General features: G+C 74.8%; 17 protein-coding genes. 6 read left to right on the forward strand and 11 right to left on the reverse strand.

From position 1 onward, the window contains the following. The 3 genes from ABT232_RS30170 to ABT232_RS30180 form a co-directional block, all read right to left on the reverse strand. Nucleotides 1–913 (reverse strand): phytoene/squalene synthase family protein (locus ABT232_RS30170; protein ID WP_351845623.1); only part of this gene is annotated, 913 nt, incomplete at its 3' end. Then, nucleotides 910–2,451 (reverse strand): phytoene desaturase, encoded by a 1,542-nt coding sequence (locus tag ABT232_RS30175; RefSeq protein ID WP_351845625.1) that lies wholly within the window; start codon nucleotides 2,449–2,451, stop codon nucleotides 910–912. The genes ABT232_RS30170 and ABT232_RS30175, both read right to left, overlap by 4 nt. Next, nucleotides 2,448–3,761, reverse strand: coding sequence for a polyprenyl synthetase family protein (locus ABT232_RS30180; protein WP_351845627.1), 1,314 nt, complete (start codon nucleotides 3,759–3,761; stop codon nucleotides 2,448–2,450). Before ABT232_RS30180 ends, ABT232_RS30175 begins: the two co-directional genes overlap by 4 nt. Before the next feature lie 163 nt (nucleotides 3,762–3,924). Here ABT232_RS30180 and ABT232_RS30185 point away from each other — a divergent pair, with 163 nt between their 5' ends. From ABT232_RS30185 to ABT232_RS30200, 4 genes are all read left to right on the forward strand, one after another. After that, on the forward strand, nucleotides 3,925–5,112 hold the full coding sequence (locus ABT232_RS30185) for a lycopene cyclase family protein (RefSeq protein ID WP_351845629.1): 1,188 nt from the start codon (nucleotides 3,925–3,927) through the stop codon (nucleotides 5,110–5,112). A 53-nt stretch (nucleotides 5,113–5,165) separates the two neighbouring features. Then, on the forward strand, nucleotides 5,166–5,945 hold the full coding sequence (locus ABT232_RS30190) for a class I SAM-dependent methyltransferase (RefSeq protein WP_351845631.1): 780 nt from the start codon (nucleotides 5,166–5,168) through the stop codon (nucleotides 5,943–5,945). After that, entirely contained in the window at nucleotides 5,942–7,516 is a 1,575-nt protein-coding gene (locus ABT232_RS30195) for an FAD-dependent oxidoreductase (protein WP_351845633.1), read from the forward strand. Before ABT232_RS30190 ends, ABT232_RS30195 begins: the two co-directional genes overlap by 4 nt. A gap of 89 nt (nucleotides 7,517–7,605) precedes the next feature. Continuing rightward, a complete protein-coding gene (locus ABT232_RS30200) occupies nucleotides 7,606–8,493 on the forward strand; it encodes an oxygenase MpaB family protein (RefSeq protein ID WP_351845635.1) in 888 nt (295 codons plus the stop codon). Between the two features lie 17 nt (nucleotides 8,494–8,510). On the opposite strand, the gene ABT232_RS30205 is transcribed toward ABT232_RS30200, so the two are convergent. Next, complete coding sequence (locus tag ABT232_RS30205; RefSeq protein ID WP_351845637.1) at nucleotides 8,511–9,515, reverse strand: NADP-dependent oxidoreductase; 1,005 nt, start codon at nucleotides 9,513–9,515, stop codon at nucleotides 8,511–8,513. A gap of 37 nt (nucleotides 9,516–9,552) precedes the next feature. Then, the gene (locus tag ABT232_RS30210; RefSeq protein WP_351845639.1) at nucleotides 9,553–10,272 is read right to left on the reverse strand and encodes an SDR family oxidoreductase; all 720 of its coding nucleotides are present in this window, start codon (nucleotides 10,270–10,272) and stop codon (nucleotides 9,553–9,555) included. Nucleotides 10,273–10,385: 113 nt separating this feature from the next. On the opposite strand from ABT232_RS30210, the gene ABT232_RS30215 reads away from it, so the two are divergent. After that, complete coding sequence (locus tag ABT232_RS30215) at nucleotides 10,386–10,946, forward strand: TetR/AcrR family transcriptional regulator (protein ID WP_351845641.1); 561 nt, start codon at nucleotides 10,386–10,388, stop codon at nucleotides 10,944–10,946. Here the strand turns inward: ABT232_RS30215 and ABT232_RS30220 are convergent, their stop codons facing one another. The 3 genes from ABT232_RS30220 to ABT232_RS30230 are packed head-to-tail and all read right to left on the reverse strand — an operon-like array spanning nucleotide 10,947 to nucleotide 14,184. Next, nucleotides 10,947–11,297, reverse strand: coding sequence for an STAS domain-containing protein (locus tag ABT232_RS30220; RefSeq protein ID WP_351845643.1), 351 nt, complete (start codon nucleotides 11,295–11,297; stop codon nucleotides 10,947–10,949). It abuts the gene before it with no gap. Then, nucleotides 11,294–12,433 carry a cobalamin B12-binding domain-containing protein gene (locus tag ABT232_RS30225; protein WP_351845645.1) on the reverse strand — a complete coding sequence of 380 codons (1,140 nt, stop codon included), beginning with the start codon at nucleotides 12,431–12,433 and terminating at the stop codon, nucleotides 11,294–11,296. The genes ABT232_RS30220 and ABT232_RS30225 overlap by 4 nt, the downstream gene beginning before the upstream one ends. Beyond that, nucleotides 12,430–14,184 carry a PP2C family protein-serine/threonine phosphatase gene (locus tag ABT232_RS30230; protein ID WP_450871599.1) on the reverse strand — a complete coding sequence of 585 codons (1,755 nt, stop codon included), beginning with the start codon at nucleotides 14,182–14,184 and terminating at the stop codon, nucleotides 12,430–12,432. The genes ABT232_RS30225 and ABT232_RS30230 overlap by 4 nt, the downstream gene beginning before the upstream one ends. 193 nt (nucleotides 14,185–14,377) lie before the next feature. Here ABT232_RS30230 and ABT232_RS30235 point away from each other — a divergent pair, with 193 nt between their 5' ends. Further along, nucleotides 14,378–15,637 (forward strand): NAD(P)/FAD-dependent oxidoreductase, encoded by a 1,260-nt coding sequence (locus ABT232_RS30235; RefSeq protein ID WP_351845649.1) that lies wholly within the window; start codon nucleotides 14,378–14,380, stop codon nucleotides 15,635–15,637. A 124-nt stretch (nucleotides 15,638–15,761) separates the two neighbouring features. On the opposite strand, the gene ABT232_RS30240 is transcribed toward ABT232_RS30235, so the two are convergent. The 3 genes from ABT232_RS30240 to ABT232_RS30250 all read right to left on the reverse strand — a co-directional run bounded on the left by ABT232_RS30240 (nucleotide 15,762) and on the right by ABT232_RS30250 (nucleotide 19,898). Further along, complete coding sequence (locus tag ABT232_RS30240; RefSeq protein WP_351845651.1) at nucleotides 15,762–16,952, reverse strand: MerR family transcriptional regulator; 1,191 nt, start codon at nucleotides 16,950–16,952, stop codon at nucleotides 15,762–15,764. A 93-nt stretch (nucleotides 16,953–17,045) separates the two neighbouring features. Beyond that, nucleotides 17,046–17,678 carry a sigma-70 family RNA polymerase sigma factor gene (locus ABT232_RS30245; protein WP_351845653.1) on the reverse strand — a complete coding sequence of 211 codons (633 nt, stop codon included), beginning with the start codon at nucleotides 17,676–17,678 and terminating at the stop codon, nucleotides 17,046–17,048. A gap of 153 nt (nucleotides 17,679–17,831) precedes the next feature. Beyond that, nucleotides 17,832–19,898 carry a SpoIIE family protein phosphatase gene (locus ABT232_RS30250; RefSeq protein ID WP_351845655.1) on the reverse strand — a complete coding sequence of 689 codons (2,067 nt, stop codon included), beginning with the start codon at nucleotides 19,896–19,898 and terminating at the stop codon, nucleotides 17,832–17,834. Nucleotides 19,899–20,281: the final 383 nt, after the last annotated feature.

The raw sequence follows: 20,281 nt of genomic DNA on the forward strand, positions 1-20,281 counted from the left end.
CGACCACCCGGGTGAGCCCGTCGGCGGCGACCACCGCGCGGCGTCGGCGCGGGACGACCGCACGGCGGTGCAGCACCGCGTACCCGTCCCGGGCGACGGCGTCCAGGATGCCGCCGTACAGCACGTACGCGGTGCGGATGCACGGGCGTGCCACGGGATCGAGCAGGGCGAGCCCGGGGGCCGCCTCCCGGTAGACGCCGCGGGTCAGCGCCTCGAACTCGCGCAGCGCGGCGGTGATCCGCGGGTCGCGGCGGCCGGTGTCCCGGCTCCACCGCAGCCGGCCCCGGTCGACACCGTGCCCGGCGAGCAGGTCGGCGGGCAGGTAGATCCGCCCGCGGTCGAGGTCCTCGCCGACGTCCCGCAGGAAGTTGGTCAGCTGGAAGGCGACCCCCAGGGCCGCCGCGTGCGGCGCGGCCTCCTCGGCCGGGACCACCGTGCCCAGCACCGGCAGCATCTGGAGCCCGATCACCGCGGCGGAACCGTGCATGTACGCCCGCAGGTCGGCATAGGTCGGATAGTCGGTGACCACCAGGTCGGAGCTCATCGCGGCCATGAAGTCGGTGAAGTGGGCGTGCTCGATGCCGTAGCGGCGTGCCGTGTCGGCGACCGCCATGACCACCGGCTCCGCGCTGTGCCCGTCCCGCAGGCCCTTCTCCAGGCTCCGCCGCAGCTCCGCCAGCTCGGCGACGCGCCGCTCGGCGACCACGCCCGGATCGAGCGAGTCGACGATGTCGTCGGCCCAGCGCGCGAAGCCGTACAGGGCGTGCACGGCGGGCCTGCGCTCGACCGGCAGCAGCCGGGTGGCGAGGAAGTAGGTCTTGCCGTGCCGCGCGTTCAGGGTGCGGCAGTGGTGGTACGCCGCGCGCAGCGCCGGGTCGCCGATTCCCGCCGCGTCGAGTTCGCGGTCGGTCATGAGGAGGTCTCCTTCGTGGTGGCCGACGAGGTGCGCGTACGAGCGGGCGTCCGCCCCGGGACGCCGGTGATCCGTGCCGCGGCCAGCTTCCCCGACACCAGGACCGTCGGCACGCCGACGCCCGGTGTGGTGCCGCACCCGGCGAGGACGGCGTTCTCGGTGCCCCGCACCAGGTTGCGGGGCCGGAACGGACCGGTCTGGGCGAAGGTGTGGGACGCGGAGAACGGGGTGCCCGCGGCGTGCCCCTCGGCCTGCCAGTCGGCCGGGGTGACCAGGCACTCCTCCTCGATGGCGGCCTCGATGCCGTCCAGACCGCGCCGCTCCAGCTCGCGCAGCAGGGAGGCCCGGTAGCGCGGCGCCAGCTCCGTCCAGGCGGTGGCGCGCGGGCCGATGTCGGTGTTGGGGCAGGGGGCGAGGATGTAGTGCAGATGGCGGCCCGGCGGAGCGAGGCCGGGGTCGGTGGCGGTGGGCCGGGTGATGAGCAGCGAGGGGTCGCTCATCAGCCGGCCGGTGCGGGTGAGTTCGTCGAAGGTGCCGCGCCAGGCCGCGCCGAAGGACAGCGTGTGGTGGGCGAGGTGCGGCCAGGTGCGGTCCGTGCCCGCGTGCAGCACGACCGCGGACGGCGAGTGCCGCAGCCGCAGCGGCCTGTGGGGCCGCCGCCCGAGGAGCCGGTAGGCGACGGGCAGGTCGGGGGTGAGGACGACCGCGTCGCACGGGATGTGGTCCTGGTCGGTGACGACGGCGGTGATCCGGCCGCCGGACCGCTCCAGCCGGGTGACCCGCTGCCCGAACCGCAGCTCGCCGCCCGCGTCGGCGGCGGCGTCCGCCATGGCCTGCGGCAGGGCGTGCATGCCGCCGCGCGGGAAGTACACGCCGGCCACCGTGTCCATGTAGGCGATGACGGCGTACGCGGCGAGGGCGCGGGCCGGCGGGACCCCGGCGTACAGCGCCTGGAAGGAGAAGACGCGGCGCAGCCGTTCGTCCCGCAGGAAGCGGCCGATGCGGGCGTCCAGCCGGCCGAAGCCGCCGAGTGCGGCCAGCCGGGCGAGGTCCGCGTTCAGCAGGTTCAGCGGCGAGTCGAAGTTGGCGTCGATGAAACGGCCCATCTGGGCCCGGTAGAGCCGCTCCAGCCAGTCCCGCAACCGCCGGTAGCCCGCCGCCTCCCGCGCCCCGGCGAAACGCTCCACCTCGGCGGCCATCGCCTCGGCCCCGGTGTGCACGTCGAGGGTGCTGCCGTCCGCGAAGCAGGCCCGGTAGGCCGGGTGCAGGGGGATCAGCTCGACCCTCTTGTGGAGGCTGTCGCCGACGGCCGCGAAGGCCTCGTCGGCGAGGTCGGGCATGGTCAGCACGGTCGGCCCGGTGTCGGTGCGGTAGCCGGCGAGGTCGCGGCGCCCGGCCCGGCCTCCGGGCAGCGGCTCGCGCTCGACGACGGTGACCCGCCGTCCGGCACCCAGCAGATGCAGGGCGGCCGAGAGCCCGGCGAGCCCGGCTCCCACGACGACGACATGGTCGGTGCGTCCGGGCAGGGTTCGGGTCATCGCGCGGTCTCCGGTGCGCCGGCGGCCGTCAGAGACATCGCCTGGGCCGGATGAGGGGCGGGGTGCGGCCGGGAGCGGGGGCCGTCGGGCGGTGCCGCGTCGGCCGCCGTGCCCAGCAGCCGGCGCAGGCGGCCGCCGGCCTCCGGGTCGAGGCGGGCGGAGTCGAGATGGCGCAGCCCCTGCGTGACCAGCCGGCCGATCCTGGCCTCGACCGCGGCCCGGGCGCCCGTGGCGACCAGCACCTCCCGCACCTCGTCGAGGCCGTCCGGAGTCAGGTCGGCGTCTCCGAGCGAGCGTTCGAGCACGGCGAGGGCGCGGTGGTCGGCGGCCGCCTCGGCCCGCGCCCGCGCGAGAGCGACCAGACAGGTCGGCTTGCCCTCGCGGATGTCCCCGCCGTGCGGTTTGCCGGTCTGCCGGGGATCGCCGAAGACGTCGTTCAGGTCGTCCCGCAGCTGGAAGGCCAGGCCGACGCGGCGGCCGGCCGAGCACAGCGCCCGCAGGTTCGCGTCGTCCGCGCCCGCCAGCACGGCGCCCAGCGCGAGCGGCCGCTCGACCGAGTACAGGGCGCTCTTCAGACAGGCGGCGCGCAGCGCCCGCGGCAGCGAGTGAGCCGCCGTCAGCTGGCCCTGCACGTCCAGGTACTGACCGGCCACCATCTCCGTGCGCATGTCGCTCCACAGACGGCGCACCACGAGCGCGGTCCGAGGGGGCAGCGGGGTCTCCGCCACCAGGTCGTCGGCCCACGCCAGCGCGAGATCCCCGGCCAGCACGCCGGCCGCCTCCGCGAACCGGCCGATCCGCGCGGGCCGCGCCGAACCGGCGTACTGGGCATGGACGTCGGTGTGCAGCGCGGGCCGGCCGCGGCGCAGCTCCGCGCCGTCCATCACGTCGTCGTGCACCAGGGCACAGGTCTGGAGCAGTTCGAGTGCCGCGCCGATCCGCAGTGCCGCCGTGCCGTCGCCGCCGCAGGCGCGCAGCGACCACCAGACCAGCTGCGCACGGGTGCGCCGGCCGCCCGCCCGGGTGAACCGGGCGACCCGCCCGGCCAGGTCCGCCGCGAACAGCGAGTCCACGGCGCGGGCGCGGGCGAGCCGGTCGGACAGCACGTCGTCGAGGACCCGGCCGACCGCGGCGGGCACGTCCGCGTCGACGGCGCGTGCGTCGTCGACTCCCGGCGGGAGCACGGCCGTACCGTCCCGCGCGGTCCCACCGTCCGGCGGCACCCGGGCGGGTGAACCCGACAGGTGGACCAGCCGGGGCACGGGCGGTGGCGCGTCCGCAGGGTGATCCTTCGCCTGTGTGGGGCGCATCCCGGTTCCTCTCGTCGTGACGTGGGTCGCTCCTTCACCCAGCTCCTTCGGCACACGGACCCGATACGGATGCGGCAGGACCCGTGTCCTGCATCCGCCGGGGCCCGCGGGCCGGAAGAGCGGGGTGGAACGGACACCAGGACTCGGGATGGAGGGAGCCGCCGTGCTTCGAACGGACGTGGCCGTCGTGGGAGCGGGAGCAGCCGGGCTGTCCCTGGCCCATCGACTGGCCGGGGACGTTCCCGGCATGCGCACACCCTCCGTGGTCCTGGTGGACGCGCCGCCCGGACCGCTCCGACCGCCGCCCCGGACATGGTGCTTCTGGGAGTCGGGCCGCGGGCGGTTCGACGCGGCGATGACGGCCGATTGGCGGCATCTGCGGGTACGCCCTCCGGTGGGCGCCCCGATCGAGGGGGACATCGCCCCGCTGCGCTACAAGATGATCCGCTCGGGCGACTTCGAGTACCTGGTGGCGCGGGACCTCGCCCGCAGTGCGAACGTGCGGCGCCTGGAGGCGACCGTCGAGACGGTGGAGGACGTCCAGGGCGGTGCCCGGGTCCGGCTGCGGGACTCCGGTGGCGCACCGAGCGTCCTGAACGCCCGCTGGGTGTTCGACTCCCGGCCCCTCGGCAGTCTTCCGGCCGCCCGCACCACCCTGCTCCAGCACTTCCACGGCTGGTTCGTCCGCACCGCCCGCCCGGCCTTCGACCACGGCACCGTCGAACTGATGGACTTCCGCACCCCGCAGCCCGCCGACGGCCTGTCCTTCGGCTACGTCCTCCCCGTCGGCTCCCGCGAGGCACTGGTGGAGTACACCGAGTTCTCGCCCAAGGTCCTGACGGCCAGCGGCTACGAGTCGGCGGTGCGCCAGTATGCCGACGAGGTGCTGCGCCTCGGCGACACCGAGATCCTCGCCACCGAGACCGGCGTCATCCCCATGACGGACGCCCCGATGCCGAGCCGGGTCGGGACGTCGGTGTTCCGCATCGGTGCCGCCGGCGGCGCCACCCGGCCCTCCACCGGCTACACCTTCGCCGGGCTGCAACGCCAGACCCGGGCCGTCGCCAGGGCCCTGCGCCAAGGCCGCCGCCCCGTCCCGCCGGCCGCCCACTCCGGCCGCTCGCGCGCCATGGACGCGGTGCTGCTCCGCGCCCTGGACAGCGGCCGGGTCGACGGACCCGCCCTGTTCTGCGGCCTGTTCGCGCAGGTGCCGATGCGGCGCCTGCTCGGCTTCCTCGACGGCCGCACCCGGCTCCTCGAAGACCTCTCCATCGGCCTGCGCACCCCCGTCCGCCCGATGCTCCGCACCGCCGTGGAACTCCCCGGCCTGCCCCGCCGCCCCTTCGACTGACCCACCACGTCCCGACCGGCCCCCGCCCCGTTCCTTCTGCTCCTGGAGACCGCATGACCCTGCTGCGCGACGAGGACCTCGCCGCCGCGTTCGACCGCGCGTCCCGCGGTTACGACACCCTCGTGGCCGCCAACCCCGGCTACCACGCGCACCTGCGGCGCTCGGTGCGGCGGCTCGGACTGCCCGGCCGCGGGGAGGGACTGCGCCTGCTGGACCTCGGCTGCGGCACCGGCGCCTCAACCGCCGCGCTCCGCTCGGTCCTGCCGGGCGCCGACATCACGGCGGTGGACGCCTCCGCGGGGATGCTGGGACGGGCCGCCGCCAAGCCCTGGGCGCGCGGCGTGACCTTCGTGCACAGCCCGGCCGAACGCCTGGCGCAGGCCGGGGTCGGGGGACCGTTCGACGCGGTCTTCGCCGCCTACCTGCTGCGCAATGTGGCCGACCCCGACGCCGTACTCGCCACGGTGCGCGACCTGTTGCTGCCCGGTGGCCGGCTCGGCGTGCACGAGTACACGCTCAGCGGCCGCCGCGTCCACCGTGCGGTGTGGACCCTGGTGTGCCGGGGGATCGTGCAGCCGGCGGCGACGGCTCTCGGGGACGGCGAGCTGTACCGCCATCTGTGGCACAGCGTGGTGGAGTTCGACACCGCCGACCGGTTCGCCGGCCGGATCCGCGGGGCGGGCTTCGAGCGGGTCCGCGCCCTGGCCCTGCCGGGCTGGCAGACCGGGATCGCCCACACCTTCGTCGGCCGCCGACCGGACACCCAGCCGGACACCGGCCTGGACAGTGGCGCGGACAGTGGCGCGTACACCGAGGCGGAGGCCGGACGATGACCGCCGCGCACCGCCCGCACCACGAGCCCCACCCGCACCGCGCCCGGCGCGGGCGGGACCGCAAGGCCCGGCTGCTGCCCGCCACCCCCGGCACCCGCCGCGTGAACGGCCCCCGCCCCAGCACCGCTGTCATCGGCGGCGGCATCGCCGGACTGGCCGCCGCCACCGCACTGGCCGAACGCGGCGTCGCCGTGACGCTGTACGAGCGTCAGCCCTATCTCGGCGGACGCGTCGGCGGCTGGCCCACCACACTGCGGGACGGCACCACGGCCACCATGAGCCGGGGCTTCCACGCCTTCTTCCACCAGTACTACAACCTGCGCGGACTGCTGCGCCGCACCGATCCGGGCCTGGACCGGCTGACCGCGCTGCCGGACTATCCGCTGCTGCACGGCAGCGGACTGCGGGACGGCTTCCGGCACGTGCCGCGCACCCCGCCCTGGAGCGCGCTCGGCTTCGTCGCGCTCAGCCCCTCCTTCCGGCTGCGCGACCTGCGTGCCATGGACCCGGTCGCGGCACTGCCGCTGCTCGACGTCAGCGTCCCCGCGGTGTACGACCGCCTCGACGGCACCAGCGCCCAGGAGTTCCTGGACGCCGTCCGCTTCCCGGCCAGGGCCCGGCACCTGGCGTTCGAGGTGTTCTCCCGGAGCTTCTTCGCCGATCCCCGGCAGCTGTCGGCCGCCGAGATGGCACTGATGTTCCACATCTACTTCCTCGGCTCCTCCGAGGGCCTGCTGTTCGACGTGCCCGGTGCCCCCTTTCCCGCCGCCCTGTGGGAACCGCTCGCGGACTACGTCCGCGGGCACGGCGCCGACCTGCGCACCGCCACCGCCGTCGAGCACATCACGCCCCGCCCGGACGGCGGCTACGAGATCGCCACCGACGACGGCGAACGGCGCCACGACAGCGTCGTCCTCGCCCTGGACGCCGCCGGTCTGCGCGCCCTCGTCGCCCGCTCGCCGCTGCTCGGCGACGCCCCGTGGCGCGAGCGGATCGCCCATCTGCGCACCGCCCCGCCGTTCCTGGTCACCCGTCTGTGGCTGGACCGGCCCGTCGCGGCCGGCCGGCCCGGCTTCCTCGGCACCAGCGGGTTCGGCAGCCTCGACAACATCAGCGTGCTGGACCGCTGGGAGGACGAGGCCGCCCGCTGGGCCGCCCGCACCGGAGGCTCCGTCGTCGAGCTGCACGCGTACGCGGTGCCGCCGGAGGCACCCCGCGACGTCGAGGAGAAACGGCTCGTCGACCAGCTGTACCGCGTCTACCCGGAGACCCGCACGGCCACCGTCGTCGACGTCCGCCACGAATGGCGCGAGGACTGCCCGCTCTTCCCGGTCGGCGGCTACCGGGACCGGCCCACCGTCCGCACCCCGGACCCCGGCGTCATGATGGCCGGCGACCTGGTGCGCACCGACCTGCCCGTGGCCCTGATGGAACGCGCGGCCACCACCGGCTTCCTGGCGGCCAACGCCCTGCTGGAGCGGTGGGGAGTGAGGGGACAGCCGCTGTGGACGGTGCCGGACGGCGGCCGCGGACCCGTCCTGCGGGCGCTGGCCGGCCTGGCGAGGAACTGACCGGCCCGGCCGGGCGGGCGCCGGATCGGGCGGACGGAAGAAGGGGCGAGGCCGGCGTACGGGGAACTCGGGACGTAGGAGACGGCACCATGGGACTTCTTCCGGACAGCGTGGGCCCGGTCCGCGACCGGATCGGCGAGGCGATCTTCTCCCGTGTGGCGGGACCGGAGGGCGCCGACAACCGCGCCCGCATCCACGGCGCCCCCGGCCCGCGCTGGTTCGCCCCCGACCGGCCCGTGCGCAGGGTGCACGGCGACGCCTCGATGTTCATAGGCGGCCTGGCCGCCCTGCTCCTCCAGTCGCTGCACCCGCTGGCCATGGCCGCCGTCGCCGGACACTCCGGATTCCGCGGCGACCCCTGGGGGCGGCTCCAGCGGACCAGCACCTTCCTGGCCGTCACCACCTACGGCCCCGCCGACCGCGCCCAGGAGGCCTGCGACCGGGTCCGGGCCGTCCACGACCGGGTGCGCGGCACCGCCCCGGACGGCCGCGCCTATCACGCCGCCGACCCGCACCTGCTGTGCTGGGTGCACATCGCGGAGGTCGACAGCTTCCTCCGCGCCCACCAGCGCTACGGCGCCCATCCGCTGGACGCCGCGGGCTGCGACGGGTACGTCGCCGACATGGCGCGGATCGCCGCCGCGCTCGGTGTGCCCGACCCGCCGACCGACCGGGCCGCCCTCGACGCACGCCTGGCCGCCTACCGCGCCGAACTGCGCGGCACCCCCGAGGCCCGCAGCACGGCCCGCTACCTCCTGCTGCGTCCCCCGGTACCGCTGCCCGCCCGCCTGCCGTACGGGGTCGTCGCCGCCAACGCGGTCTCGCTCCTGCCGGTCTGGGCCTCGCGGGCCCTGTGGCTGCCCCGGGTCCGGATGGCCGAGGGCCTGTGCGTACGCCCGCTGGGCACCGCCGTCACCGCGGGCATCCGCTGGGCGATGACCCCGACCCGCGAGGCGGCACGGGGCGGCTCGGCCTGAGCGGCGGACGATCCGCCTCAGGTCATCGCGACGACGACCTTGCCGGCCCTCGCACGGCCCCGCTCGACGTACTCCATGGCCTGAAGGGTCTCGTCGAACGGGAAGACCCGGTCGACGACGGGTCGGATCCTCCCGGCCTCGATGAGCGGCGTCAGCTCGCGCAGCTGGTCGCCGTCGGCCTTCATGAACAGGAACGAGTACGTCACACCGAGGCGCTCGGCGCTGCGCCGGGTCCTGAAGCTCAGCGCGCTCATCGCCAGGCGCAGGACCGGGTTCGCGCCGAGTTCGCGGGCGAAGGCCGCGTCGGGCGGGCCCGCGACGCTGATGGCCGTGCCGCCGGGCCTGAGCACCCGCAGGGATCTGGCGAGGTTCTCGCCGCCGAGGCTGTCGAGGACGACGTCGTAGCCGTCGAGGACCTCCTCGAAGTCCTGGGTGCGGTAGTCGACGACGACGTCCGCGCCCAGCTCCTCGACCAGGCCGACCTTGGCGGTGCTGGCGGTGGCGGCCACGTGCGCGCCGAGCGCCTTGGCCAGTTGGACGGCGATGGAGCCGAGGCCGCCGGCACCCGCGTGGACGAGGACCTTCTGGCCCGGCCGCACCCGGGCCCGCTCGACCAGTGCCTGCCATGCGGTCAGGGCGACCAGGGGGAGGGAGGCGGCATCCGTCATGGTGAGGGTGGCGGGTTTGGGTGCCAGGTCGTCCTGGTGGACGGATATGAGTTCGGCGAAGGTGCCGATGCGGTCCTTGCGGGGCCGGGCGTAGACCTCGTCGCCCACCGCGAAGCGGGTGACGGATGACCCGACCCGGATCACCTCTCCGGCGAGGTCGTGGCCCAGGACCAGTGGGAGACGGTAGGGCATGAACGCCTTGAAGTCGCCGTTGCGGATCCTCAGGTCCAGCGGGTTGACGCCCGCCGCGTGGATCTTGACCAGCACGTCGTCGGCGCCCACCCGCGGGTCGGGTGTCTCGGCGGCGCGCGTCCCGGCCCGGTCGCCGTACTTCTCGACCACGAAGGCCTTCATCGTCGTCTCCGTTCCGTGGTGCGGATGGCCCGTGCGTTCACTTGGCCGCGGCGCGGGCGTCTGCCTGGCGGCGGTCGGCGCCGGGCGAGGCGGCCAGGCTCTGCCGGACCTGTCGGGTGAGCTCGTCGGCGAGGATCTCGGGCAGGCCGGTCTCGATGCCGTCCAGGGCCTGTGCGGCGACATCGGCGGGGTCCGCCTTCTGGTCGGCGGGAACGGCCGCGGCCATGTCGGTGTCCATGTATCCGACGTGCAGTGCCGAGACGGTGATGCCGCGGGGCGCCAGTTCCTCGCGGGCCGCGTTCGTCAGCGCCCACGCGGCGGCCTTGGCGGCGGCGTAGGACCCGAGGCCGGCCGGGTGCAGCCAGGACAGCACGGACAGGACGTTGAGCACCGCGCCGCCGCCGTTGCCCTCGATGACGGGGGCGAACGCCCGCGTGACGGAGAGCGGACCGTAGAAGTTCGTCTCCAGCTCCAGGCGTACCGCGTCCAGGGGGCCCGAGATCAGCGGGGTGGCGGTGGAGATGCCGGCGTTGTTCACCAGCAGCGTCGCGTCGGACGCGATGCGGGCCGCGGCCCGGACCGACTCCTCGTCCGTCACGTCCAGCCGCAGCGGGGTGACGCCGGGCAGGTCCACGGTCTCGGGGCGGCGGGCCGCCGCGTACACCTTCGCGCCGCGCTCCACGAGCTGGGCGGCCAGATGCCGCCCCAGCCCCCGGTTGGCGCCCGAGACCACCGCGACCGCGTTCTTCAGTTCCATGCCCACTCCCAGGGGTCGGACGGGCGACAAGCGGCCCGCCAGATAGATTATGACTGCAATCTAAAGCACACCCTAGAATAGATTGCAATCAACATCCAAGCGGGAGGTGGCTCATGGGCCGCGTATCACAGGCGCAAGCGGAGGAGAACCGCCGACGGGTCGTGGAGACCGCCTCCCGGCTCTTCCGGGAACAGGGCACCCACATCAGCGTCGCCGACCTCATGAAGGCGGCCGGACTCACGCACGGCGGCTTCTACAAGCAGTTCGCCTCCAAGGAGGCACTCGTCGACGAAGCCACCGCCCACGCCTTCGACGAACTCGCCCGGCGGCACAGGGACGGCGTCGAGCGCCACGCCGGGCGGCGCGACGCGGCGCAGCGGGCGCTGATCGACGCCTACCTCTCCGTCGAGCACCGCGACAGCGCGGCGGACGGCTGCCCGGTGGCCGCACTCGCCGGCGACATCGCGCGCGACGCCGGAGGCCGCGAGGCCCGTCGCGTCTACACCGAGGGAGTCGGTGACTTCGCCGCCGTCCTCGCCACCGACGACGAGGACGGCCTCGCACGGCTGTGCACCATGTTCGGCGCACTCGTCCTCGCCCGGGCCACCAAGGGCTCCCCGCTCTCCGAGGAGATCCTCACCGCCGCGCGCACCGCCTTGACGGAGAGCGGCTGATCAGGGGTGCGGCGCGGCCGGGCCGACGGCGCCGGTCAGATGCGTGAGGACGTTGGTCTGGCGGAGCACGCGTTCCAGGGCGGCGGGCCGGTGGTCCAGGTGCAGGGCGGCGCCCGCGGCGCTGGTGCGGCGGTGGACCATCAGCAGGGCCGACAGGCCCAGGGAGTCGATGTGACCGAGCGCGTGGAAGTCGAGGCGTACGTCGCGTACGCCGGGGGTCAGGTGGTCGGAGACGGCGTCGACCAGCTCCGGGCCGGTGTCGTGGTCGAGGTCGCCGCTGATCCGCACGGTGAGCGTGGCGGGCTCTTCGCGGACGGTCAGCCGGAAGGCGTGGAGAGGATGCTCGGTCATGCGGGTGTGTCATGCCCTGGGACGGAGGAGACGGGGACGGAGGAGACGGGGACTGAGGTGACGGGGGCGATGGAGGCGGTGGGCGGATGGTCGCGCAGGGCCGCGGCGCCCTCCTCCAGCAGCCGCAGACTGCGCGGGAAGTCGCGCAGCTGACCGGCGAGGATGTCCAGCGCCGTCAGCAGCGACCGCGGGGGGACCCGCCGGGCGGTGAGGATGCCCGCCGTCCAGGTCAGGAACGAGGTGAAGACCTCGGAGTCGTCCACGTACAGGGCGGTCGCCAGGAAGTCGACGATGTGGGCGATGTCCTCGGCGGTGCGTTCCCGCTGGGCGTCGCCGTAGCCGCGCATGGCCGGGAAACGGTCCTCCAGGTCGGTCAGCGTCTGTTTGACCAGCCGGCCGCGGGACCGGACGGTCATCGTGTACTCCTGGTCGGCCAGGTGCGGCAGATCGTCCACACTCTGCCGGGACGCCGTCGGGGCGGGCCGCGGCAGCCCGGCCTCCAGCACGGCCGCCGCACCGCGGGCGTCCGCCGCCCAGCGGTCGGCGCCCAGGGCGAGCGCGAAGCGGCCGTCCGCTCCGAAGGCACGGCCACCGGCCAGCACGGGGACGCCGATGGCCTGGCAGGCGGTGATGGCGGCGTGGGCGGTCGGCAGACGGGTGGGGAGCGAGCAGGACAGCAGTACCGCGTGGGGGTCGGTGTCGTGCAGGTGGGCGACCAGGTGCGGGGTGGGTGTCTGCGCCCCCAAATAGTCGACGCGCCAGCCGCGCAGCCGCAGCACCTCGGCGACCAGCCTTGCCGGGAAGGCGTGCCACTCGCCGTCGACACAGCTGACGGTCACCCGGCCGCGCGGCGGGCCCGGCCGGTCCGCGGTGGACCGGTGGACGAGGGCGGCGACCACCCGGTCGTTGATCGCGGTGGCGGCGTGCTCCTGGGCGACCGTGATCCGGTCGGCGGCCCATTCCACGCCCACCTTCGCCTGCACGGCGGCGACGACGTCGAGCAGCAGGCCCTCCTCGTCCCAGCCCGCTTCCAGGCCGGCGCGCGTCACGTCGATCGCGGCGTGCTCGCTGCCGTCCGTCACCGCCTGCCAGAGCAGGTCGCGCAGCACGGCGGCCGATGTACGTGTGTCGCTCACCCGGTCCTCCCGGTGGTCTCGGCGTCGATGCGGTCCCCGGTCCGCCCGTCGGCGGCGGCCTGCCGCCGGGGCCTGGGCGCGCTGATGGCCACGGCGGCCATGTCGTCGTGGCCGCCGGAGCCCAGCCACTGCGTCGCCAGCATCTGCACCCGCTCGACGATCGCCTCACCGGGCAGGCCACCGCACTCGGTCAGGGCCTGCCGCAGCCGGTGCTCCCCGAACAGCTCGTCGCCCAGCGGGCCGCCGCGGGCCTCGGTGATGCCGTCGGTGTACAGCAGACAGGTCTCACCGGGTGCCAGTTCCGTCTCGGCCGTGTGCGTCGTCACGGTCGGCAGCGCGCCGACCAGGGTGCCGTGCGTGGTCGCCTCCTCCACCGTCCCGTCCGCGCGGACGATGAGCGGCGGCAGGTGGCCGGCGCTGGTGAGCCGCAGCCGGACGCGGTCGTCGCGGCGCCGCACCGAGGCCAGGACCATGGTGGCGAACCGGGTGTGGTGCGAGGTGAGCAGAGCGCCGTTGAGCAGGTCGAGCACCCGCCCGTGGTCCCCGGCCAGCGGCAGCAGGGCCTGGAGCGTGTTGCGGATCTTCCCGGTCAGCACCGCCGCCTCCAGGCCCTTGCCCGCGACGTCACCGAGGACGACCAGGGTCTCCTGCGAGGCGTCCGCGCCGGGGTGGACGTCGTAGAAGTCGCCGCCGACCCGCTCGTGGTCCTTGGCCGGCCGGTAGCCGCCGGCGTACTCCACGCCGTGGATGCCGCGCAGCGTGGGCGGCAGCAGCTCCCGCATGAGGGTGGCGGTGATCGAGGTCTGCTCGCTGTAGAGGCGGGCGGCGGACAGGGCGGCCCCGGCGCGGGCGGCGAACAGCCGGGCGAAGACCTCCTCGCCCTCGGTGAAGCCCTGCTCGGTGCTGGACCGCAGCAGGATCAGCGCGCCCGCCGGCACCCCGTGCCCCGGCAGCGGAGCCACGATCACGGAGCCCACCGGGCCGGCGAAGCCCGGCGGCGTCACCCAGCCGGGGAGGTCGGCGGGGTTGATCCAGCGGGCCGGCACCGGCGGAAACCCCTGCAACGCCTCGGCGAGCCCGGGCACGGTCCGCGGGTCGATCTGCTGCGAATCCCGCACGACCGGGCCGCCGCGCCGGGCGTGGGTCAGCGCATGACGCCGGCCCTGCGAGGGGGCCACCAGCAGCGCGGCGTCGGCGAGGTGCTCGGCGGCCATCCGGGCGGCCACCTCGCTGCACCGGGGCACGTTCAGCGACGCGAGCAGTGTGCTGGAGATCTCGGCGAGGACCGCGGAGCGTTCCTGGGCCGCGCGCAGCGCCGTCCGAGCCACCTGGTGGTCGGTGTCGTCGAGCAGCCACCACACCACGTGGCCGTCCTCGGCCGGCGTGGGATGGGCGGCGTAGCGGCGGCCGCCGAACGGGCCGGTGGGCGGGCCGCCGGCGTCGTCGTACACACCGTCGACGGCCCGGCGGTGTGCCTCGGTCAGCCAGTCCGGCAGCCGGTGCGGGCCGGAACCGGCCGGGTCGGGCAGTGTCGCGCGCCCGGCGCGGCTGACGCCGCGGACGGTGCCGTCCCGGTCGGCGACCAAGACGGGACAGGGGGCATCAACCCAGGTCACGCCGACGTCTAGGACGCCGGTGGCACACGGGTCGGTGGATGAGCTGCGGGAAGGAACCACAAGCGGAGGCACGCATGGTGCGCACCCCACCACCTCTCGGCTGGGAAACAGATCGCTCAGGCAACCGTCGCCCATCGGTGCTGCCGAACGCAACCCACCAGGACCACGCCGACCGCGCGGGACCCCCCTCGAGTGCCCGCGAACCGGCTGTTCACACCGCATCCGTCCGGTCGGGTCACCCGGAAGAGTGGGTACCCAGTACCGCACCGGTCACCGGGACCGCACCGCGTCATCGGAACCGCACCGCATCATCGGGAGAGGTGATCTCGTGTCCGCATCTCCAGCCGCCCCGCAGGACCGGCCGGACGTGCTGATCGTCGGAGCCGGCGTCGCCGGACTGGCCTGCGCCCGCGACCTGCTCACCGCCGGCCTGTCCGTGCGGGTGCTGGAGGCCTCCGACGAGGTCGGCGGCCGGATGCGCGCCGACCGCACCGACGGATTCGTCATCGACCGCGGATTCCAGGTGTTCAACACCTCCTACCCGCAGGTCCGGCGCCGGCTGTCGCTGCGCGAGCTGAGGCTGCGGCCCTTCACCCCCGGCGTCCTCATCGACACCCCGTCCGGACGGCTCCGCTTCAGCGACCCCACCCGCCGCCCCCGCACCCTGCCCGACCTGCTCCCCGGACGCCTCGCCGGCCCCCGTGACCTCGTCGCCCTCGGCGTCCTGTCCGCCAGGGACATGCTCGGCCCGCCCCGACGGCAGCGGCCCGCCTCGGAGACCACCACCCGCACCGCGCTCGCGGAGGCCGGGATCTCGGACGCGTTCGTCGAGCGGTTCTTCCGCCCGTTCCTGTCCGGGGTGTTCCTGGAGGACGAACTGGCCACCTCCAGCCGCGTCTTCCACCTGGTGTGGCGCAGCATGCTGCGCGGCACCCTCTGCCTGCCGACGACGGGCATCGGAGCGGTCCCGCGCGCGCTGGCGGCGGCCCTGCCGCACGGAACCCTGTCCCTGGAGACGCCCGTGGCGTGCCTGACGGACGACGGCGTGCTCCTGGGCACCGGCCGCGCCACCTCCGCCCGCGCGGTGGTGGTCGCCACCGGACCCCGTCCGGCCGCCGCGCTGCTGCCCGAAGTCGCCCTGCCCGCCTACCGGGTGGTGACCACCTACTACCACGTCGCCCCGCGCTCCCCGCTGGGCGAGCCCACGCTGCTGGTGGAGACCCGGCGCCGCTTCCTCAACACCTGCGTGCTGAGCGACGTCGTACCCGAGTACGCGCCGCCCGGCCACGCGCTGATCGCCACCTCCGTGCTCGGCCACGACACCGAGGGCCGGGAGCGCCAGGTGCGCGCGGCGCTCGGCGAGGGCTACGGCACCGGCACCGAGTCCTGGGACCTGCTGACGGTCCGTACGATCGAGGACGCGCTGCCCGCCATGGCCCCGCCGCAGCCGCTCAGCCGGACGACCCGAGTGGCGGCGGGCCGGTACGTGTGCGGCGACCACCGGGCCACCGGCTCGGTACAGGGAGCGATGGCCTCGGGGGCGCGTGCGGCGCGGGAGGTGCTGCGCGATCTGAGCGGGGCGCGGTGAGGTGCTGTGTGGTGACGCGGGCGTGCCAGTGGTGACGTGCCATGTGGTGACGTGCCACGTGCAGGGACGGACGGGACGGAGGACGACCGCGCGGTGAGGAGCGGGCCGCTGACAGGCCGTCAGGTCATCGCGCGTCGTCGCCGGGATCACGCTCGTCGCGCTCGTCGCGCTGATCGCGCTGACCGCGCGGCGGACCCGTTGCCGGTCCACCGGGCAGCCGGTCCGTCACCATGCCGAGCGCCTCGTGCAGCCCGCGCGGACGCATCAGTCCCGGCTCGGTACGGACGCCCCAGCCGGGGCCGCTGAGCAGGACCCGGCAGTGCGTCCGGGCACCGCGCACCCCCCACCGGGCGGCCGCTGTATGACGGGCCAGCGGCAGGTCGGCGGTGGACCGGGACTGGGACCACAACACCACGGCGGCGGGCCCGGTGCGCCGTACGGTGGCCAGCAACGCCTCGGCCGGGACCGCGCCGCCCAGCATCAGCGCCGGCAGACCGCGCTCCGCCAGCACGGCGCTCAACGCCTCCAGCGGCAGGGTGTGCTGTTCGCCGGGGAGGCAGGACAGCAGCACGGGCGGGGTGTCCGCCGCCCGGCACCGCAGGGTCGAGCCGACGTAGGAGTGGCGCAGGGCCGCGGAGATGTGCCAGGACAGCAGGTGTTCGACCTCCACGTAACGGTCCCCGGTCGACTCCCACTTGCGCCCCACCGCGCGCAGCGTGGGTGTCAGCACCGCCTCCCAGGCGCCGATCAGGCCGTGCGCGGCGATGGCGGCGGCGACCTGCTCCTGCACGGCCGGCGAGTCCATCCTCACGGCGGCGCGCGCCAGGCCCCGGCACTCCCGGCGGACGTCGCCGAGCGGCAGACCGCTGCCCGAGTGGGAGGCGCGGACCGGCGGTGCGGGCGGTTCGCGGCGGACCACGGACCGCTCCAGCCCTTCGAACGCGGACCCGGCCGCGTACGCGGATGTCGCCACCGGCGCCGGTGAGGAGCCGGTGGCGGTGGCCCGGCTCGCGGCGTGCTCCCGTGCGGCGCGGGCCGCCTCGGCCGGGGGCACGCCCGCGGCGGTGAGCCGGCACATCTCCTGCATCATCGCCACGTCGTCGGGGGTCCAGCGCCGGTGGCGTCCCTCGGCGCGGGTGGCCGGTCCGAGTCCGTAGCGACGGTCCCAGGAGCGCAGGGTGGTGGGGGAGACGCCGAGTTTGCGGGCGAGGAAACCGGTCGTCACTCCCACCTCGGGGGAGGAGTCCAGCGCCCGGGACCGGTACCGGTCAGGGCCGGTCGGGGGCGCGACGGGGTCGGCGGGCAATCGGGGCATACCCCTACTTCGCCGCGAGGCGGGGCGACGGATGCGGCGGGCGCTGATCACCAGCCGTCCCGATCACCAGCCGCTCCCCGGCCCCGCCCCCGTTCACGCGCCCGGCGGTGCGGCTCCCGTCTGCTGGAGGCAGCGGCCCAGTTCGTGCAGTCCTCGCCGGGCATGGCTCTTCACCGTGCCGAGCGGCCAGCCGGTCACCCGGGAGATCTGCGTCTGGGTCAGATCGTCGTAGTAGGCGAGCCGGATGACCCTGCGCTGGGCCTCGGGCAGTGCGGCGATCGCCTGGCCGATGAGCACGCGGTCGAGCACCACCTGGGGCTCGGACGGCTGCCGTCGCGCGTCGAGCATCAGCACCGACCCGGCGGCGGCCACCAGTTCACCGCGGCGCGTGCGGGCGGACAGCGCGTCGGCCACCTTGCGGCGGGTGATGCCCATCAGCCAGGCGGACAGCGAGCCGCGCTCCGGATGGAAGCCGGCGCGGCCGCGCCAGGCGGCTATGAAGACGATCTGGGTGACGTCCTCGGCCTCCCCGGCGTCGCCGAGGCTGCGGCGGGCGACCGTGTGGACCAGTGAGCCCCATGCCCGGTACACGTCGGCCAGGGCGCCCTCGTCCCCGGCGACGAAGCGGGCGGCCAGTTCCTCGGCGGCACGGGCCTCCTCGGTCGGCCGGGCCGGCGCGGTCGGCGCGCCGCTGGGCTCGGTGCGGACTGTCTGCCGTGCGGCCATGTCGACCACTCCCGGTTCGAGCGAACGTGTGTCCGCGCGAGGCGCGGTTTCGGCGACCGCCGTGGGGCGCGTCGTCCTGTTCACCGTCGCTCGAATCGATGCAGTGGAACAACTTGCATCGACCTTGCATCGTTACTGGGAAATGGTGGCGCGTTACAGCGCCCGTGCGATGAGGAGGGCCACGTCGTCGTGGTCGTCCGGGTGGCGCAGGCCGTAGAGGAGGAGATCGCAGGTCTCCTCCAGGGACCGGTCGGGCTCGTCCAGGAAACCGAGGAGAGCGGCGAGACGGTCGTCGATGGCATGCTGCCGGGTCTCGACGAGGCCGTCGGTGTACAGGACGAGCAGATCCCCGGGACCGAGTTCGGTCGTGGTGCTCTCGAACGAGACACCGCCTACGCCGAGCGGCGCCCCGGCCGGCAGGTCGAGCAGGACGGGGGCGCGGCCGGCGCGGACCAGGGCGGGCGGCATGTGCCCCGCGTTGGCGATCCGGCACTGCCGGGTGTGCGGGTCGAAGACGGCGTAGAGGCAGGTGACGATGTAGTGCTCCAGATCGCAGGTGATCTTGTCCAGGTGCTGGAGCACCTCGCGCGGTTCGAGGTCCAGGTCCGCGTAGGCGCAGGTGGCGGTGCGCAGCCGGCCCATGGTGGCGGCGGCGTCGATGCCGTTGCCCATGACGTCGCCGACGACCAGGGCGGTCTTGTCGCCGGTGAGCGGGATGACGTCGTACCAGTCGCCGCCGACCTCGCTGGTGGCCTGCGCGGGCTGGTAGCGGGAGGCGAGTTCCAGGCCGTCGTGGTGCGGCGGGTGGTCGGGCAGCAGGCTGCGCTGGAGGGTGAGGGCGGTGTTGCGCACGCTCTGGAACCAGCGGGCGTTGTCGATGGCCACCGCGGCCCGGCTGGCCAGCTCGCCGGCCAGGATGACGTCGTCCTCGTCGAACGGAGCGGGATTGCGGGTGCGTTTGAGGTCGAGGGCGCCGAGCACCTCGCCGTGCGCGATCAGCGGCACGGCCAGGTACGAGTGGACGCCGGCGCGCGCCAGGAGCGCGGAGGCCTCGGCGTCCCGGGCGATCCTCGGCAGATCGCGTTCCTCGACGTGCCGCACCAGCACCGGCCGGCCGGTGTGGACGCACAGGGTGACCAGCCGGTCGCCCTCGTAGGAGGCGAGGTCGCCGGGGGAGTCGGCGGCGCGCAGTGCCGGGGTGGGATGGGCGGCCTTGAGGGCGAGCGCGCGGAAGAGTTCCGGGCCGTTGTCGGGTGAGCGCATACGGCGGCAGGCGAGGGCGGAGTCGAGTACGTCGACGGCGACGATGTCGGCGAGTTCGGGGCTGGCGATCTCGGCCAGCTCGCGGGCGGTGTGCTCGACCTCCAGGGTGGTGCCGACCCGGGTGGAGGCCTCGGCGATGAGCGCGAGGCGCCGCCGGGCCCGGTCGGCCTCGGCCGCCACGCGGTGCCGTTCGGTGACGTCGACGACCGAGGTGGCCGCGCCGAGCACCCGCCCGCCGGGGTCCTCCAGGCGGTAGAAGGAGAGCGACCAGGCCCGCTCGTGCTCGGGGTCGTTGCGGGGCCGGCCCACGTGGTACTGGTCGAGCAGCGGGGTGCCGGTGGTGAGCACCTGGCGCAGCGCGGACTCGATGGTGTCGACGTCGGGGAAGGGCAGGGTGTCGCGCAGATGGCGGCCGATGTGTTCCTCGGCGGGAATGCCGTCGATGCGCTCCAGAGCCGGGTTGACCAGCAGATACCGCAGTTCGGGGTCCATGAGGGCGAGACCGATCGGGGACTGGTTGATCAGCCGCTCGCACAGCGCCAGGTCGGTCTCGACGCGCTGGAGGAGGGTGTGGTCGGCCGCCAGGCCCAGGGCGTAGACGTCGCCGAGGTCGTCGAGGAGCCGCATGTTGCGGAACTCCATCAGGCGCATGGTGCCGTCCTTGTGCCGGATGGGGAAGGCGCCTGCCCAGCTCCGCCCGGTCTCCAGCACCTCCGCGAACAGTTTGACGACCGCTTGCATGTGCTCCGGGTGGATGATCATCCGGGCCGCGGGTCTGCCGAGCACCTCGTCCGCGGTGTAGCCGAAGAGATCCTCGGCCTGCGGGGTCCAGAAAACGATGCGCCCCTCGGCGTCGAGGACCAGTGCGGCCACACTGAGCACATCCAGCAGACTGGTCTGCCGGGGCGGCTCGGAGTTGTACGCGGCACCGTCGGGCGGGAAGGTTTCGGCTGTCATCCCTGAGCCTCCTGACCGGCCGGCGGCTCGCGCCGGCCTCGCCGGCGGCGCCGTACGGCTGTGACCACCGACCCTTCCATGCTGCCTCCGCCACCCGGCGGCGGCCAGGCCCGGCCGCCGCCGCCCGCCTGCCGGCACGCCGCTCGGTCGGCTCCCGGCACGCCGCTCGGCCGCCTGCCGGCACGCCGCTCGCGCCGCTCGGTCGGCGCTCCGGCGGGCCCCGCGCCGTGCGGGCCGTGTGGATCGGGGCCGTACGGATCAGGCGGGCCGTAGGGGTCAGGCGGGCCGTACGGATCAGGCGGGCCGTAGGGGTCAGGCGGGCCGTACGGACCGCTCGCACAGTGCGGGCCGTGCGGATCCGGCGGACTAGCAGGAACATGGTC

Source organism: Streptomyces sp. NPDC001532, assembly GCF_040298625.1.
Taxonomy (GTDB): Bacteria; Actinomycetota; Actinomycetes; order Streptomycetales; family Streptomycetaceae; genus Streptomyces.